The organism is Tsukamurella paurometabola (assembly GCF_900631615.1).
GTDB lineage: Bacteria > Actinomycetota > Actinomycetes > Mycobacteriales > Mycobacteriaceae > Tsukamurella > Tsukamurella paurometabola_A.
Map to the genome: position 1 here is coordinate 1,489,907 of NZ_LR131273.1, position 17,097 is coordinate 1,507,003.

Sequence of the window (17,097 nt, forward strand, 5' to 3'; positions counted from 1 at the left end):
TCAGCGGCCGTCGGCCGCGGCGCGCGCGCCGTCGACCTCGGCGAGGAAGGCGTCGAAGGCCGCTAGGAATTCGTCGCGCCCGCCCAGGTCCGCCGCGGCCGCGGTCCCGGTGCGGCGGGCACCGTCGACCACGCGCTCGTCGCGCACCAGCGCGAGCACCCCGTCGGCGATGGTGCGCGCGGTCATGCGCCGGCGCGGCAGGATGGCGCCGGCCTCGACGGCCTCGATCCGGCGGCCCCAGAAGTGCTGATCGAAGGCCTGGCTGCACACCAGCGACGGGCGGCCCGAGGCGGCCGCGATGGCCGTCGTGCCGGCGCCGCCGTGGTGCACGAGCGCGGCGCACCGGGGGAACACCGTGTCGTGGTCGACGTCCGGCACGATCACCAGGTCGGGGGTGTTCACGTCCTCGTCGCGGCTGCGGGCGGACCAGCCCGGCACGGCGAGCACCCGCATCCCCTCACCCGCCAGGATCTCGGCGAGGCCGGAGACGACACCGTCGAAATCGACGACCGGCATGCTGCCGAAGCCCACGTAGACGATGGGGCGGTCGTCCTGCTCGATCCACGCCTCGATCATCGCGTCGAGCTCCGCGCGGTCCGCCGGCCTGCCCTCGATGCGGATGAACCCGATACGGGGGTGCCGCGGATCCTGCCGGGACCGTGGCGGCACCAGCGCGCGACCGAAGGCCTCGACCCGCAGGATGTCGCGGCCGCGCAGCACTGACCGGGGATCGATGACGCGCCGCGGGTAGTCGACGCGCTTGGCGAGCTCGACCGTCTTGCTGAAGATGCTCAGCGCCCAGCCGATGTTGAAGATCCGGTAGGTCAGCGGCAGCAGCACCGGGATCCGCGCCGTCACGTCCTGCAGACGCGGACCCAGGAGCGGGTTGGGCACCGTGCTGTGCACGTCACCCGGGAAGTACTCGACCATGACGAGCGGCACCCCCGCGCGGTGCGTGACCAGGGCGGCGCGCTCCTCGATGATGCGGGTGCTGATGACGCAATCGGCGTCCTGGCACAGCGCGGCGAGGCGCGTGTCGAACTCGTCGGCGTGGGAGTCCGCGAGCTTGCCGACCTCGCGCAGCTGCGTCGTGGTGCTGGCGCCGAAGAACTTCTCCTGGCCGACGGGCGATTGCAGAAACTCCTTGAGGTTCAGCGTGGTCAGGATGTGCGGCTCGAAGCCGTGTGCGGCGACGTGCCCCTGCGATTCGACCGTGCAGCCGATCGTGACGTCGTCCCCGCGGTCGGCGAGGACGCGAGCGACGGCCAGAAGCGGGCTGATGTCGCCGCGCGAGCCCATGCATGCGATGGCGATGCGCACCGGTATGCCCTTTCATGACGAAGTCGCCGACCCCCCTGGGGGACCACCCCGCCTCGGCGCAAACACTGGCACTGTACGCGGCGGTGGGCTACTCCGCCGGAGTCGCCCCCGGCTCCGCCGAGGACTCCGCGGCCGCGAGGCGGGAGACGCGGGCGTCGGGCGGGCCCTCGACGGTGACCTGGAACGTCGCGGACCGCAGTGCCGGGGGCAGGTCCTCGGGGACGGCGGCGGTCACGATCACCTGCTCCGTGCCGGCGGCGACCTCCGCCAGCGCCGTCCGCCGCTTGGCGTCCAGTTCGGCGAAGACGTCGTCGAGGAGCAGCACCGGCTCGGCGCCCCCGGACCGCAACAGTTCGAGCGAAGCGAGCCGCAGTGCCAGTGCGTACGACCAGGATTCGCCGTGCGAGGCGAATCCCTTGGCCGGCTCGTTGCCCAGCCGGAGGTCGAGGTCGTCCCGGTGCGGGCCGACGAGGCAGACGCCGCGCTCGATCTCCCGCTGTCGCGCGGCGGCCAGGCCGGTGAGCATCGCCTGCTCCAGCTCGGCCACGGACGCGGCGGCCGGATCACCGTCGAAACCCTCGAACAGGCCGCTGGTGTACCCGACCGTCGCGGCGCGGGAGTGCGGCGCGAGTGAGGCGTAGGCCACAGTGAGGTGCGGCGCGAGCGAGGCGACCACTTCGAGCCGCGCCGCGAGCACCTCCGCCCCGAACCGGGCGAGCTGCGCGTCCCACACGTCCAGCGTCGAGAGCATGGACTCCGCGTCGGCCCCGCCCCGGCGGGCGGCCGCGTAGGCGGTCTTGAGCAGCGCGGTGCGCTGCTTGAGCACCCGGTCGTAATCGGCCTTCTCCGCGGCGATGCGGGGCGTGCGGAGGATCGCCAGGTCGTCGAGGAACCGCCGTCGACCGCCGGGCTCACCTCGGACCAGGGCCAGGTCCTCCGGTGCGAAGAGCACGGATTGCAGGATGCCGAGCAGCTCCCGGGGCCGGCGGCACGGCGCGGTGTTGATCCGGGCCTTGTTCGCGCGCCCGGCGACGATGTCGATCTCCGCGGTCAACTCGCGCCCGGCGTTGTGAACCGTCGCCGAGACCGAGGCGCTCTCCTCGCCGACCCGGATCAGCGGCTGATCCGTGGCCACCCGGTGCGAGCCCAGCGTCGCCAGGTAATTCAGGGCCTCGACGAGGTTCGTCTTGCCGAAGCCGTTGCGGCCCACGAAGACGCTGACGCCCGGTTCCAGGTCGACGGTGACGTCGTCCCAGGACCGGAAGTCGTGCAGGGTGAGCCGGCGGACGTACAACGAAGCGGTCGGCCCCGGTCAGTCCGCGCGCCGCACGGCGTGGCCGCCGAACTGGTTGCGCAGGGCGGAGACCGCCTTCATCGTGTCCGAGTCGTCCTGCCGGGACTGGAACCTGGCGAACAGCGCCGCCGCGATCACGGGCGCCGGGACGGAATGCCGGATCGCCTCCTCGACGGTCCACCGGCCCTCGCCGGAATCCTCGGTGTAGCCGGTGATCTCCTGCAGGCCCGGATCCTCCTCGAGGGCCTTCACCAGCAGGTCGAGCAGCCAGGACCGGACGACGGTGCCCTTGCTCCAGGCCCGGAGCGTCCCGGCGACGTTCTCGATGAGCGGCTCGGCCTCGAGCAGGTCGTAGCCCTCGCCGTAGGCCTGCATGAGGCCGTACTCGATGCCGTTGTGGATCATCTTGGCGTAGTGCCCCGCGCCGACCGGCCCGCTGTGCGCGAAGCCGTCCGCGCGGTCGCCCTCGGGCCGCAGGGCGTCGAAGATCGGCATCGCGCGCTCGACGTCGTCGGCGGAACCGCCGACCATCAGGCCGTATCCGTTCTCGAGCCCCCACACACCGCCGGAGACGCCGCAGTCGAGATAGCCGATCCCCTTGGCGGACAACAGTTCCGCGTTCACCTGGTCGTCGGTGTAGCGCGAATTCCCGCCGTCGATCACGAGGTCGCCCGGCTCGAGGATATCGGCGAGTCTGCGCACCGTCTCCCGCGTGATGTCGCCGGCGGGCACCATGACCCACACCGTCCGCGGGGCGTCGAGCGCCTGCGCGAGCGCCTCGAGCGAGGGCACGTCGGTGACCTCCGGGCGGGGGTCGTATCCGATGACCTCGTGGCCGGCGTTGCGGATCCGCTGGCGCATGTTCGCGCCCATCTTGCCCAGACCGATCAGACCCAACTGCATGTTCGCGGCACCCTTCCGTGCGGTGAAGACGGTTCGATCAGCCGGGCAGGCGCACCGGCATCAGCAGGTACGTGTACGGGCTCTGGGGCGCGGGGAACGCGCCGGAGTCGTCCGGCTCGTAGCCATTCTCCACCGCCGGCCGCAGCACCGCAGGTCGACTCGGCGTGGTGAATCCGAAGGTCACCGACTCCGTGTGGATGGCGGCCAGGCCGTCCTGCAGGTAGCCCGGGTTGAAGGCGATGGTCAGCGCCTCGCCCTGGAAGTCCGCGGGCAGCTCCTCCTCGGCCTTACCGGCGTCGTCGCCGCCGGCCGAGAGGCGCAGCGAGCCGTCGGCGAACTCCATCCGGACCTGTGCGCCGCGATCGGCGACGAGGGCCACGCGCTTGATCGCCTCGAGCAGCGGCGCGATCTCCATGGTGGCGATCGCGGTGTGCGAGGCGGGCAGCAGCTGCCGGAACTTGGGGAAGTCGGCATCCAGGAGGCGGGTGGTGGTGCGGCGGTCCGCGCCGACCACACCGAGCAGGCCGTCGGCGCCGACGGCCGAGCCCGCGCCGAGCGCGATCCCGACCTCGGGGTCCACGGCGAAGGTCTTCGCCGCCTCGGAGAGCGTCTTCGCCGGGACCAGGACCGCGGCCTTGACGTCGGTGGAGGCCGGCTGCCACTCGAACTCGCGGACGGCGAGCCGGAACCGGTCGGTCGCGGCGAGGACGACCTTCTCGCCCTCGATCTCGACGCGGATGCCCGTCAGCATCGGCAGGGTGTCGTCCTTGCCGGCGGCGATCGCGACCTGGGCGATGGCCTCGGCGAAGGTGCCGCGCTCGATGGCGCCGGTCTGCTGCGGCAGCTCGGGCAGCTGCGGGTAGTCCTCGACGGGCATGGTCGGCAGCGAGAACTTCGCGCTACCGCAGGTGATCGCGACGCGCGTGGTGTCGAGCTGCACGTCGACCGGCTTGTTGGGCAGGGCCTTCGTGATGTCCGCGAGCAGGCGGCCGGAGACCAGGGCCTGGCCCTCGTCCGCCACCTCGGCGCCGACGCGCACCTGCGCGGAGACCTCGTAGTCGAATCCCGAGACGGTCAGCCCGTCGTCACCCGCGGTGAGCAGGACGCCGCCGAGCACCGGCACCGGGGGGCGCGACGGCAGGCTGCGCGCCACCCACGCGACGGATTCGGCGAACTCCTCGTGCGGGACGCGAAACTTCATGCCGACGGGGCCTTTCGGTGGGGGGTCGTTCGGGTACGGCGTGGCGGGCACGACCGTGAGGTCTTCGATGCTATAGGAGCGTGACTGATCCGGTGGCGTTCAGGTGCCCGCCGGCCCGAACTCCGGGTTCGGCGGAGCGAAGCGCGTCGGACCTTCACGCCACCTCTTTTCAGAAGAAGGATCTAGTGAAGAAATATGTCATCGTCATAAGCCCTGTGGAGGATGTGGAAACTCCTCATCGGCGCAGCGCGGGTGGCGTGTCGGGGTGTTGACGACGCGCCGCAGGTGTTGTGGAATTACAAACATGTGATTGGTGAGGAAGGGTGCCTGTGGAAACCTGTGGATGAACTCTCCCCAGGTCACTCCTGGGATTTCGGGAATCCATCCACAGGCTGTGTGCAGTACTGGTGAGTAACTGACAGTTCTCGTGCGGGCACCCGGCGCGTACGGTGTGACCATGGGATATCCGGATCCGCAGCGCCCGGGGGAGCACCCCGGCGGTCAGAACTACCCCGTCGGCCCCGGCACGCCGAGCGCGCCGAAACCGACCCGTGAGTACGAGCGCCCGGCCGACGGCCCGGTCGATCCGGGCGCACCGCAGGGCCCGCCGGCGGGTCCCCCCGGGCCGGGTCCGCAGGACCCGCCCACCCAGCAGTACGACGGTGGCTATCAGCTGGGGTACGCGCCGGGCGCGTACGGCGATCAGTACGGGCAGTACGGCGCGCAGCCGCCGCAGGGCCCTCCCCCGGGGCCCGGAGGCCCGGGCGGTGGTTCGGGCGGCGACGGCGACGGCTCGGGTGGTAATCGGAAGCTGCTGTGGATCGCCGCCGCGGCCGTGGTGTTCGCCCTCGTGCTCGCGGTGATCGTGGCCCTCGTGGCGACCAGCGGCTCCCCCGAGAACACGGCGTCCACGCAGACCACCACGACCACTCCCCCGCCGACGACCACCACGAGCACCAAGTCGGGCGGTATCACGCTGCCCAGCGGCGTCCCGTCGGGCATCTCGATCCCGCCCATCTTCGGTGGCGGCGCGAGCACGGGCCCGGACGCCCGGAAGTGGCGTGTGGAGGTCACGGGCAGCGGCTCGGCCCAGCTCGTGACGGTGGGCGTGCCCGATACCAATCTCTTCGGCTCGCAACCGCTCCCGTGGTCCAAGGAGTTCACCTCGGACTCGTTCCTGGTCACCATCACGGTGCTCGGCTACACCGGCGACGTGAGCTGCTCGATCACGCGCAACGGGAAGGTCGTCTCGGAGGAGAGCAGCGCGAACGGCGGCGGTGGCCCGCTGATCTGCTCTGCCGGTCGTTGACCGCGCCGGCCCGGGGTCCCGGCGGGATTCCGGGCCGGGCGGCTACTGGCTGCGGCGTTTGATGCGGGTCGTGAGCTCCTGCACCTGGTCGTAGACCCGGCGCCGCTCGGGCATCTCCTTGCGGATCTTCCGCTCGGCGTACATGACCGTGGTGTGGTCCCGGTCGAAGATCTGCCCGATCTTCGGGAGCGAGAGCTCCGTCAGCTCGCGGCACAGGTACATCGCGATCTGGCGGGCGTGCGTCACGGCCCGTGCGCGCTCGGTGCCCTTGAGGTCGGCGACCGAGATCTCGAAGTACTCCGCCACCACGGAGAGGATGGTGCTCGATGAGATCTCGATGGTGGTGGTGTCCGGCACGAGGTCGCGGAGCACCATCTCGGCGAGCTCGTAGGTCACGTCGGTCTGGGTGAGCGAGGCGAAGGCGGTCACGCGGATCAGGGCGCCCTCGAGCTCGCGGATGTTGCGGTCGATGCGGGTCGCGATGAGTTCCAGCACGTCCGGCGGCACGTGGATCCGCTCCATCTGCGCCTTCTTGAGCAGGATCGCCATGCGGATCTCCAGCTCGGGGGGCTGCACGTCGGTGATGAGACCCCACTCGAACCGCGTGCGGAGCCGGTCCTCCAGCGTCGCCAGCTGCTTCGGGGGCCGGTCGGAGGAGACCACGATCTGCTTGTTCGCGTTGTGGAGCGTGTTGAAGGTGTGGAAGAACTCCTCCTGGATACCCAGCTTGCCCTCGAGGAACTGGATGTCGTCGACCAGCAGGATGTCCACGTCGCGGTAGCGCTGCTTGAACTGGACCTGGCGGTCGTCCTTGAGCGAGTTGATGAAGTCGTTGGTGAACTCCTCGGTGGACACGTACTTCACGCGCATCCCGGGGAACAGCCGGCGGGCGTAGTGCCCCGCCGCGTGCAGCAGGTGGGTCTTGCCGAGACCGGACTCGCCCCAGATGAAGAGGGGGTTGTAGGCGCGGGCCGGCGCCTCGGCGACCGCGAAGGCCGCGGCGTGGGCGAAGCGGTTCGAGGCGCCGATGACGAAGGTCTCGAAGGTGTACTTCTGGTTCAGGCTCGAGCCCGAGGATCCGGTCATCGCGGTGCCGTTGGTGGCGGGGCCGGTCATGGGCGGGGGGAGCTGGACCGACGGCGACGGTGCGCCGGGCATCCCGGCCGCGATCTCGCTGACGGGGACGGCCAGGTCGGCGGTACTCGGGCCCGACGGTGCCTCCGCGGGGGCCGCGCTGACGGGGGCGGCGGGTGCCGCCGGCGGCACCGCGTCCGGGGAGATGCGGACGCCGAGCTCCACGTCCTGACCCAGGCGGGTGGTGAGCGCCGCGACGAGCGGTTCGCGGAGGCTGCGCTCGATCGCGTCCTTCATGAGCTGGGAGGGCACGGCCACGAGCGCGAAGCCCTCGGTCAGGGTGAGCGGCTGGACGAGCTTGAGCCAGGCCTTCTCCTGCTTGGTGAGGGTGCGATCGGTGTTGTCTCCGCAGAGTTCGTCGACCACGGCGGTCCACGTCTCGATCAGCGGATCAACGGTCATCTGGTCCTCCACACCGGGTTGAAAGCCTTCGGTCTCCGGCTTCCGACCGGCGTACTCGTTCACACGTCCTATGTCGAGCTGTGCATGACTGCACCCCACCCGACCTGCGCATGAACTGTACTCCACAGGTTCATCCACAGGTGTGGAGGATCGAGAGTACAGGTGTTGTCAGCCGCTGGCTTCGGCTGTGAAGGGCGAGGTCGCAGGACTGCGGGTCAGCGCTCCGGAGGAACCGGACTACGGCGCGGCGCCCAGACCGCTACACGCCCGGTGCCTTTCGGCCCGAAGCTGCCGTGCTCGGGGTCCACGGGGTGCCGCGGCCGTGCTCAGCAATCGCATTCGGCAAAGTTAACAGAGTGGAGCGCGGTCCTCAACACAACGCACATTCCCGCAGGAAGCGGTGGGATGTCGGGAACCTTCGGCGTGTCGCACCGGCCGGACTGTGAGGCTCGTCACGCGGCCCCGTGGGCGCCGGTTTGACCTTGTCAGTGGGGATAAGTAGTCTTGACCGGTCTGTGCGCACACCGATCCGTCGGGCGAGTTCGACCTCAAGTCGAGCTTCATGTGCCGCCGAAGAGTTTCCGTCCATCGAACGGCGGCGCACCAGCGTCGTCCACTGAACAAGGAGTGTCACCGTGGCCAAGGGCAAGCGGACGTTCCAGCCGAACAACCGTCGCCGCGCGCGGGTGCACGGCTTCCGTCTTCGTATGCGCACCCGTGCCGGGCGCGCCATCGTCTCCGCGCGTCGCAACAAGGGCCGCGCGAAGCTGACGGCCTGATTTCGCCTCTCGCATAGCGCCACCGCGTACCGGTCCGCCGGTCGCGGTGGCGCTGCTGCAAAGACGATGGAGAAGGCAGACCCCTGACGTGTTACCCGCCCGCCACCGCATGAGCTCGTCGCGCGATTTCGCCGCGGCGGTCAAAGGTGGCAGGCGCGTGGGTCGCCGGTCCATCGTGGTGCACGTGGCGACACCGACGAACCAGAGCCCGGTCCCCGCTCCCGAGGGGGGACCGGGCCTCGTCGTGTCCACGGTCGATCCGGTGACGCCGGCGCCGCGCGTGGGACTGATCGTCTCGAAAGCCGTGGGAAACGCCGTGATTCGGCACTCGGTCGCCCGTCGGCTGCGTGCCGCGGCCGCCGCGGTGGCCGGCGAGCTCGACGACGGTGCCCTCGTGGTGGTGCGTGCGCTCCGGGCGGCGGCCGACGACGACGCGAACGAGCTGACGGCGCAACTGCGCTCGGGCCTGGCGAAGCTGGGTGCGCTGTGACCGGCGGGCAGGCGACGGGCTCGCTGAACACGCTGCGCGCGGCGCCGCGGCGGGCATTGATCTCCCTGGTGCAGTTGTACCGGACGTGGATCTCCCCGGTGCGGCCGCCCACGTGCCGTTTCACACCCACATGCAGCGAGTATGCGGTGGAGGCACTTTCGGCGCACGGCGCGGTCAAGGGTGTGTACCTCAGTACCATTCGCCTGCTCAAGTGCGGGCCGTGGCACCGCGGTGGCTGGGACCCCGTTCCCGAGTAGCCTTCGCCGCCAACGGTTTCCACCCCCGGATGCGCGAGAATCCGCGCCCACGAACCTCTTCGAAATAGATCGGCAAGGAGCACAGCCCCGTGTCAAGTTTCAATCCGATGTCCCTGGACTACGTGTACTACCCGGTGTCGGGCATCATGTGGGTCTGGCACAAGGTCTTCTCCTTCGTGCCCGGCCTCGGCCCCGACAGTGGAATCACGTGGGCCCTCTCGGTGATCTTCCTGGTGCTCACGCTGCGCGCCATCCTGTACAAGCCCTTCGTCCGGCAGATCAGGACGACCAGGCAGATGCAGGAGTTCCAGCCGCAGATGCAGGCGCTGCGGAAGAAGTACGGCAAGGACCGGCAGAAGCTGGCCCTGGAGATGCAGAAGCTGCAGAAGGAGCACGGTTTCAACCCGCTCCTCGGCTGCCTCCCGGCTCTGCTGCAGGTGCCGGTGTTCATCGGCCTCTTCCACGTGCTCCGCTCGTTCAACCGGATGGCGGGCGGCACGACGCAGATGTTCGGCTCTCCCGATATGACGGCGTACGCGACCCGGCACACGCCCAACTACTTCTTCTCCGCGACCGACGTGGAGAGCTTCCTCGACGCCCGCCTGTTCGGCGTGCCGCTCTCGTCGTACATCCAGGAGCCGGTCGCGCAGTTCCAGGCCTTCATGCCCGTCGGCCCGGACAACGCCTTCATCGAGCCGGACTTCCAGCGCTCGTGGATCATCGCCCTCTCGGTGCCGCTGATGATCGTCGCGGCCCTGGCCACGCACTTCAACTCGCGCGCCTCCATCGCCCGCCAGCCCGTCGCCTCGCTGGAGAACCCGCAGACGGCCATCATGAACCGCCTCATGCTGTGGGTCTTCCCGCTCGGCGTCCTGGTCGGCGGCATCTTCCTGCCCGTCGCCATCCTGATCTACTGGGTCACCCAGAACATCTGGACGTACTTCCAGCAGCACATCGTCTTCGGCCGCCTCGATAAGGAGGACGAGGAGAAGAAGCGGTTGGCGCAGGAGAAGCGTGCGGAGAACGCGCCGAAGCCGGGTGCGAAGCCGAAGAAGGGTGGGGCGGCGACGTCGCTCACCAAGGCCGCGGAGACGGTGCCGGACGACGCGGACGACGCGGCGGAGGCGGCACCGTCGAAGCCCACGCCCGGCGCCAAGCCGAAGGCCCAGCACCCCACCGCGAACGCCCGGCAGCAGCAGCGCAACCAGCAGCAGCGCAACCGGAATCGCAACAAGAAGCGCAAGCGCTGAGTGCGCTCACGAACCCCTGATGATCGAATTCCCAAGGAGTACCCATGCCTGACGACGTGACCGTCGAGGAGGAGCAGACCGCGACCGAGGCCCCCGCCGAGGCCCCGGCCGAGAGCGACGTGGACGAGGACGACGAGCTGGTCGAGGAGGGCGAGATCGCCGCCGACTACCTCGAGCAGCTGCTCGACATCCTCGATTTCGACGGCGACATCGACCTCGACGTGGAGGGCGGTCGCGCCATCGTCGCCATCGACGGTGGCGACGACCTGACCAAGCTCGTGGGCCCGCGCGGCGAGGTCCTCGATGCGCTGCAGGAGCTGACGCGCCTCGCGGTCCAGCAGTCCACGGGCGACCGCAGCCGGCTGATGCTCGATGTCGCCGGCTGGCGCGCGAGCCGCCGTACCCGCCTCTCGGGCCTCGGAACCGAGGTGGCGAAGCGGGTCGCGGAGACCGGCGAGAAGGAGTCGCTCAAGCCGATGACCCCGTTCGAACGGAAGATCGTGCACGATGCCGTCGCGAAGGTCGACGGTGTGCGCTCGGAGAGCGAGGGCGCGGAGCCGAACCGCCGCGTCGTGGTACTGCCCAACGCCTAGACTGGGCGGAGGTGAACGATGGGTCCCGGGCCGTGCGCCTGGGGCCCATCGTCGTTCCGGGGTCGCCCCGGAACTGATCATGCGAGTGTGACAGGAGAGGTTTCACGTGGAACGGCGCGACGAGGTGGCGGAGCAGTCCGTCGACGGCGAGGCGAATGCGGACGCGCTGCCCCCCACTCCCCCGGTCGCGCGGGAGGTCTTCGGCGACCGGCTCGAACTCGCCGAGGAATACGCGCGTGTCCTCGCTTCCGACGGTGTGGTGCGCGGCCTCATCGGTCCGCGGGAGGTGCCGCGGCTCTGGGAGCGCCACGTGCTGAACTGCGCCGTGCTCGGCGAGCTTCTCGAGTCGGGTGAGACTCTCGTCGATATCGGCAGCGGCGCCGGCCTGCCCGGTGTTCCCGTCGCGATCGCGCGGCCCGACGTCGAGGTGATTCTCGTGGAGCCACTGCTGCGGCGTGCCGTGTTCCTCGAGGAGTTCTGCGGGCCGCGCCTGCCCAACGTCCGGGTGGTGCGCGGACGGGCCGAGGAGCGCTCGGTGATCGAAGCGGTCGGCGGAGCGGACGCCGTGACGTCCCGGGCCGTGTCCGGCTTCCCCAAGCTCGCGCCGTGGTCCGCTCCCCTGCTCCGGGACGGCGGCCGGCTTCTCGCGCTGAAGGGATCGCGCGCCGCGGAGGAGATCCAGGAGCACGGTGCGGTTCTCACGAAGGCCGGACTGCGCGATCCGGAGGTCGTCCTCTGCGGGGTGGGCATCGTCGACCCGGCCACGACGGTGGTGCGCGCGGTGCGCCGCGGTGCGCCGTCGAAGAAGCGCGCGAAGACGCGGCGCTGACCAGAATCGGGCATATAGGGCGCGACGAGTGCCCACCCAACCACCCGCCGAGTGTTTCGACACGTGACAGGAACGCGGTCCCGTGTGGTCTGTCGGGGAGCGACCGAGCGCAAGAATGGTACGGGCGTCCATGAAAAGAGGGCGTCGTCGACCGCGTGGCACGGACCGAGGCGGCCGGCGCGACTCGCGGATCGACGGCGGGACACGTCCGCAGCGTAAGAGACCCGGGCGACCGCAAGAGTGATCCTGCTCGAGGATCGACGGCGCGGAGACCATCGCGAAATGGCCGAGGCGCTCGTACGGTTCGAGCGGTTCCGGATGCGTGTCGTACGGTCCGACCCGGCGACCGAGACCCGCGACTGCCTCGAGTCCACGCGACGCCATCGCGCCGACAGACGGAGCTGATCCCTGGGGGAAGCGTCCGGTCCCGGAGGTCGTTGGGACGCCGAGCGGTGACCGGTGTGCGGGCCCGCCCTTCGTCCGTTTGCCGGGTGTCGACGGAGTCAGCAGGTTTCGTGGGCTGAGCACAGCGACGCGGTGGGGCGCGCCGGCGACGCGATTCCGGGTCGGTGTCACCGGAGGGTCGGGACCGCGTGCCGTCGTCGCCGCGGTTCCACGGCGGGCAGGTGCGGCGGCCCTCGAGCAACCGCGGTATCCGGTCGTTGGTTCGGAAGGATGGCGCGGGCCGAGGGCGAGGGCGCGGCCGGGGTCCGGCGTGGCGACTCCCGGCGCTCCGGACGGACCGGCGGGTCGTGGATCGGGCAGGTGTCCGTAGGAGGTTCCGTTTCACGTGGAACCGCGCGGGGGCGAGGTCGGTGCGCCTCCCCCGCGATGGACGAGGAGCGCGGGTACATGACTGAGCGCGAGGACGGGTCGAGGCGCTCGCCTATGTGGTCGGGCAGCGATCGCCTGGCCCGCCTCGACGGGAAGCTTGTCCACGCGCATACAACCAGCGAGCCGATGCGAGTGGCGCGTCCGGTGCGCGCGATGCTCAGGCAGCGAGGGGTGGTAGGGATCGATCCAGACACCGCAACGCCTGGCCGCCGAGACGGGCCGTCGCTCGGGGGCACTGCCCCGCCGTGGGCCGAGGATGCGGTTCGCAACACGCGGCAGCGGCTCTCCTGCCACCGACGTCGAACCGGGTGCGCGGCGCCGGCCCGCGGCCGTAGCCAGCGGACTGCGCGAGGTTTTCCCTGACCTCATCCTCGCCGCCGAACGGTGGCAGCGCACCGGCGTGGCCGATCGAGAGCCCGGCGGCCGCTGCCCGATCCCAGCCCAATCGATGACCGCGAGGCTCGCGGCGATAGGTCTTCCCACCGCGTGCGTGACGGTCGGAATCCGATGGACATCGACTCGCCTCGGCAGGCACCTGCGGCACCCGACGGCGGCGCCAGATACTCCATGCAGCGGCGTACAGGTGCCAGTCGACCGCCACGGAACTACCTGCCGATGCTCTGCGGTCACCGAACGGCACGCCCGATGGACTTGCCGGCACTCAGTGATCGACCGCGTCGGTGCCTCTCCTCGGCCCCAGCGAGTGCTCGTGTTCCACGTGAAACGAAGGCGGCGCCGCAGGCCTCTGCAGATACTCACGACGCGTCCCTGACGGCCACACCGGCTCCGCGCATCGCGCGTCGGTTCAGCGCCATGACCACCCGGACCCGTCATGCACCCTCCGCGGTGTCGGCGGAAGACACGTGGCTGGGCGCCCCGGATCCGGGGGACGTCCCCGCGGGCGATCGCGACCAACGGCGGTGCGTGGATCCAGTGGCCCACACGACTGCCGCGACGGTTTCACGTGGAACACGGACGAACGGGAACGGGCGGACGTCGAGCACGCAGTCGGAGGGAAGGCATCGCCGAGACGGCGCTCCCCCGGAGCGCCGCCCACTCCAGGCGCCCCTCGGGTGAGCGCTGCGGCGACGCGTGCCGTCCGTGAACCGAATGCGGCGGCGAGGTGCGTGCTGTGAAACCGCAGCGGTGCCGTGACGGTGCCAGCCACGAGACCACAGAGCACACGGGTGCAGAAACTCATCGGCAACGGAAGGCGGCCCGATACCCGACACCCGGCGTCCGTGCGGAGCGCGAGCACGAAGCCCGCGCGGACAGTACTCCCGCCGCCGCGCTCCGGGCGGACCGGAGAAGGACGTGACGGTGTGCGGGAACCTGGCACAGCGTCAGCCCGGCACCGCCGAGCCGGCGAGGCGCACGGCGTCACCGCCCGTGCACACCCGAGTGCGATGCGGGTCGATATCGCTCACCTCGGCGCGTAGCCGCGGGCCCGGCGGGATGGCCACGCGGCGCGGCGGCTCGGGACTGACCGACCCATCGGCGAACCGGTCGCATCGCGGCATCGAGCGCGATGTGGGATGAGTGCCTCGTCGCGAGTCGTGCGGCTGACACGCGACCGTCGGGTAGCCGGCGGACCGCCGCCGCGGGCGCGCTCCAGGCACGGGGCGTTCGGATGACGGCGCCGGATCCTCGCGACGGCCTCGCGCGTACAGCCGGCGGTTCCCGGTGGGCCACGGGTTTCACGGGAAACCGTCGGTGCGACGAGAAACACGGCGGAACGTGGCACGCTTCCCGGAGGCCCGGCTGACGCACCCCGGCGGAGAAACTAGGATGGGGGCAACTGCTGAGGAGAGCGCGTGACTGATCACGAATCCGGCTTCGACGTTTCACGTGGAACCACCGAAGACGACACCCCCATCGCGGCGGCCGCCCGCCGCGCCAGCCAGGTCCTGACCCCCGGAGCGGCGGGCACCCTGCCCAAGCCCCTGGAGCGCCGCGTCCTGACGATCGCCAACCAGAAGGGCGGCGTCGGCAAAACCACCACCGCGGTGAACCTCGCGGCCGCGCTGGCGCTGCAGGGGCTGCGCGTGCTCGTCGTCGATCTCGACCCTCAGGGGAACGCGAGTACCGCGCTCGGCGTCGACCACCGGTCCGGCGTGCCGTCGACCTACGAGCTGCTCCTCGGCGAGACCACGCTGGAGGAGGCGATGGCGCAGAGCCCGCACTCCCCCAACCTCTACTGCGTGCCCGCGACGATCGACCTCGCCGGAGCCGAGATCGAACTCGTCAGCATGGTGGCCCGCGAGACGCGGCTCAAGAACGCGCTCTCCGCCGCGGCCGCGAACGACATCGACTACATCTTCATCGACTGCCCGCCGTCGCTGGGGCTGCTCACGGTGAACGCGCTCGTCGCTGCGAAGGAAGTCCTCATCCCCATTCAGTGCGAGTACTACGCACTCGAGGGTGTCGGGCAGCTGCTCCGCAACATCGAGCTGGTGCAGTCGCACCTCAACAAGGACCTCCACGTCTCCACCGTGCTGCTCACGATGTACGACGCGCGGACCAAGCTCGCCGACCAGGTCGCCGCGGAGGTCCGCAACCACTTCGGCGACCGGGTCCTCGGCGCGACGATCCCCCGCAGCGTCAAGGTCTCCGAGGCACCCGGCTACGGCACCACGGTCCTCGACTACGACCCCGGCTCCCGCGGCGCGATGAGCTACCTCGACGCGGGCCGCGAGCTCGCCCTCCGCGGCGCTGGGCAGGCGGTGTAGTCATGGCGGGGCAGAAGAAGGGCGGCCTCGGCCGGGGCCTCGCGGCACTCATCCCCACCGGACCCGACGAGGGCCCGCGACTCGGCAGCGACGCCGCGGACGTCATTATCGGAGCGCGCCCGAAGAGTCCGGCGCGCCCGGCCGCCGACGGCCCGCAGCAGCGACCGGAACGTCCCACCGAGCCCGCGGACGAGGCGGCGGCACCGTCGGATCTCGCCGCGTCCGGCGCGGTGTACCGGGAGATCGCCCCGGCGGCGATCCAGCCGAATCCGCAGCAGCCCCGCACCGTCTTCGACGAGGAGGGGCTCGCCGAACTCGTCCATTCGATCCGCGAGTTCGGGCTCATGCAGCCGATCGTCGTGCGCCCGCTCCCCCAGCCGCAGGGCGACGTGCGCTACCAGCTCGTCATGGGCGAGCGCCGGTGGCGCGCCAGCCAGGAGGCCGGCCTGGCCGCGATCCCCGCGATCGTCCGCGAGACGGCCGACGGCGACATGCTCCGCGACGCGCTGCTCGAGAACATCCACCGGGTCCAGCTCAACCCGCTCGAGGAGGCGGCGGCCTACGCACAGCTGCTCGAGGAGTTCGGCGTCACCCACGACGAACTGGCGGCGCGCCTGGGCCGTTCGCGTCCCGTCGTCACCAACACGATCCGCTTGCTGCGCCTCCCGGTCGCCGTGCAGCGCCGCGTCGCCGCCGGCGTGCTCTCCGCCGGGCACGCCCGCGCGCTCCTGGCGCTGGAGGCGGGGGCCGAGGCGCAGGATGCGCTCGCGGCCCGCATCGTCGCCGAGGGCCTGTCGGTGCGCGCCACCGAGGAGGCCGTCACGCTGGCGAACCGCGGTGACGGCACCGTCGTACCCGCTGCGCCGAAGCGCCGGCAGCCGGCGGATCCCGGTCTCCGCGAGGTGGCCGACAGGATCGCCGACCGGCTGGACACCAAGGTCACCGTCTCGATGGGCAAGCGGAAGGGCAAGATCGTCGTGGAGGTCGGCTCCGCCGACGACCTCGAACGCATCGTCGCCCTGCTCGCCGAGAAGTGACCCGCCATGGCCCTGACGATCGTCCCGCTGACCCTCGGCGGATTCGACGACCTGCCGCGCCACATCCGTCGCTGCGTCTACTGGGAGGTCGCGCCCGAGGGTGAGACCCTCACCGATACGGAGTTCGACAAAGAGGCGTGGCTCTCGATGCTCATGCTCGAGTGGGGCTCGTGCGGCCAGGTCGCGATCGACCACGCCGTCGACGGCACCGCCCGGGTCGTGGGCGTGGCCTTCTACGCGCCACCGCGCAGCGTGCCCCGGGCGGGCCACTTCCCCACCGCGCCCGTCAGCCCCGACGCGGTGCTGCTCACCTGGGTCGGCTCCGAACCCGGCACCGATGTGCGGGTCAAGGAGGAGCTGGTGACCGCGGTCTGCACCGACCTGGTGCGCCGCGGCGTGCGTGCCGTGGAGGCCTTCGCTCTGCTCACCCCGGTCGGAATGACGACGGAAGATGTTGTGGCGCAACTTGATTGCGGCCCGTGCGGCTGCGATGCCCCGCCGCTGGCCGACGCCGACTTCCTGGAGCAGATGGGCTTCGAGACGGTCGCGCCCCACCACCGGTTCCCCCGGTTGCGCCTGGAGCTGTCCGAGGGCCTCGGCTGGAAGGCGGGAGTGGAGCACGCGCTGGAGCAGTTGCTCGCGGCCGGTGCCGCCGAAGCGGCTCTCAGGAACGCCCTCGAGGATACGGGCGACGCCGCCGCACCCGTGGGGAGGCTCGAGGACCGCTGACGCGGCA

General features: G+C 70.7%; 15 protein-coding genes. 10 read left to right on the plus strand and 5 right to left on the minus strand.

Going from position 1 to position 17,097, the window contains the following annotated elements; translation table 11 throughout:
- From ELY19_RS07425 to dnaN, 4 genes are all read right to left on the minus strand, one after another.
- Positions 1 to 1,320, minus strand: a complete 1,320-nt coding sequence (locus ELY19_RS07425; RefSeq protein WP_126195652.1) for a glycosyltransferase — start codon at positions 1,318 to 1,320, stop codon at positions 1 to 3.
- A gap of 88 nt (positions 1,321 to 1,408) precedes the next feature.
- Positions 1,409 to 2,614 carry a DNA replication/repair protein RecF gene (recF, locus tag ELY19_RS07430; RefSeq protein WP_126195653.1) on the minus strand — a complete coding sequence of 402 codons (1,206 nt, stop codon included), beginning with the start codon at positions 2,612 to 2,614 and terminating at the stop codon, positions 1,409 to 1,411.
- Between the two features lie 18 nt (positions 2,615 to 2,632).
- Positions 2,633 to 3,517: a phosphogluconate dehydrogenase (NAD(+)-dependent, decarboxylating) gene (gene gnd, locus ELY19_RS07435; protein WP_126195654.1), complete on the minus strand. Its 885-nt coding sequence runs from the start codon at positions 3,515 to 3,517 to the stop codon at positions 2,633 to 2,635.
- 37 nt (positions 3,518 to 3,554) lie between these two features.
- Positions 3,555 to 4,718: a DNA polymerase III subunit beta gene (dnaN, locus tag ELY19_RS07440; RefSeq protein ID WP_126195655.1), complete on the minus strand. Its 1,164-nt coding sequence runs from the start codon at positions 4,716 to 4,718 to the stop codon at positions 3,555 to 3,557.
- Between the two features lie 457 nt (positions 4,719 to 5,175).
- On the opposite strand from dnaN, the gene ELY19_RS07445 reads away from it, so the two are divergent.
- Entirely contained in the window at positions 5,176 to 6,027 is an 852-nt protein-coding gene (locus ELY19_RS07445; RefSeq protein WP_126195656.1) for a hypothetical protein, read from the plus strand.
- A 42-nt stretch (positions 6,028 to 6,069) separates the two neighbouring features.
- Here the strand turns inward: ELY19_RS07445 and dnaA are convergent, their stop codons facing one another.
- On the minus strand, positions 6,070 to 7,563 hold the full coding sequence (dnaA, locus tag ELY19_RS07450; RefSeq protein ID WP_126195657.1) for a chromosomal replication initiator protein DnaA: 1,494 nt from the start codon (positions 7,561 to 7,563) through the stop codon (positions 6,070 to 6,072).
- 635 nt (positions 7,564 to 8,198) lie between these two features.
- On the opposite strand from dnaA, the gene rpmH reads away from it, so the two are divergent.
- From rpmH to ELY19_RS07495, 9 genes are all read left to right on the plus strand, one after another.
- Positions 8,199 to 8,342 carry a 50S ribosomal protein L34 gene (rpmH, locus tag ELY19_RS07455; RefSeq protein ID WP_126195658.1) on the plus strand — a complete coding sequence of 48 codons (144 nt, stop codon included), beginning with the start codon at positions 8,199 to 8,201 and terminating at the stop codon, positions 8,340 to 8,342.
- 109 nt (positions 8,343 to 8,451) lie between these two features.
- Positions 8,452 to 8,832 carry a ribonuclease P protein component gene (rnpA, locus tag ELY19_RS07460; protein ID WP_232015604.1) on the plus strand — a complete coding sequence of 127 codons (381 nt, stop codon included), beginning with the start codon at positions 8,452 to 8,454 and terminating at the stop codon, positions 8,830 to 8,832.
- Complete coding sequence (gene yidD, locus ELY19_RS07465; RefSeq protein ID WP_126195660.1) at positions 8,829 to 9,089, plus strand: membrane protein insertion efficiency factor YidD; 261 nt, start codon at positions 8,829 to 8,831, stop codon at positions 9,087 to 9,089. Before rnpA ends, yidD begins: the two co-directional genes overlap by 4 nt.
- Positions 9,090 to 9,196: 107 nt before the next feature.
- Positions 9,197 to 10,339, plus strand: a complete 1,143-nt coding sequence (gene yidC / locus ELY19_RS07470) for a membrane protein insertase YidC (RefSeq protein WP_126195661.1) — start codon at positions 9,197 to 9,199, stop codon at positions 10,337 to 10,339.
- 44 nt (positions 10,340 to 10,383) lie between these two features.
- Complete coding sequence (locus tag ELY19_RS07475) at positions 10,384 to 10,932, plus strand: Jag family protein (protein ID WP_126195662.1); 549 nt, start codon at positions 10,384 to 10,386, stop codon at positions 10,930 to 10,932.
- A 166-nt stretch (positions 10,933 to 11,098) separates the two neighbouring features.
- On the plus strand, positions 11,099 to 11,761 hold the full coding sequence (gene rsmG, locus ELY19_RS07480; protein ID WP_126198743.1) for a 16S rRNA (guanine(527)-N(7))-methyltransferase RsmG: 663 nt from the start codon (positions 11,099 to 11,101) through the stop codon (positions 11,759 to 11,761).
- Between the two features lie 2,648 nt (positions 11,762 to 14,409).
- Entirely contained in the window at positions 14,410 to 15,324 is a 915-nt protein-coding gene (locus tag ELY19_RS07485; protein WP_227966648.1) for a ParA family protein, read from the plus strand.
- A gap of 2 nt (positions 15,325 to 15,326) precedes the next feature.
- On the plus strand, positions 15,327 to 16,361 hold the full coding sequence (locus ELY19_RS07490) for a ParB/RepB/Spo0J family partition protein (protein ID WP_126195663.1): 1,035 nt from the start codon (positions 15,327 to 15,329) through the stop codon (positions 16,359 to 16,361).
- 6 nt (positions 16,362 to 16,367) lie between these two features.
- Positions 16,368 to 17,090 carry an acetyltransferase gene (locus tag ELY19_RS07495; protein WP_227966650.1) on the plus strand — a complete coding sequence of 241 codons (723 nt, stop codon included), beginning with the start codon at positions 16,368 to 16,370 and terminating at the stop codon, positions 17,088 to 17,090.
- Positions 17,091 to 17,097: the final 7 nt, after the last annotated feature.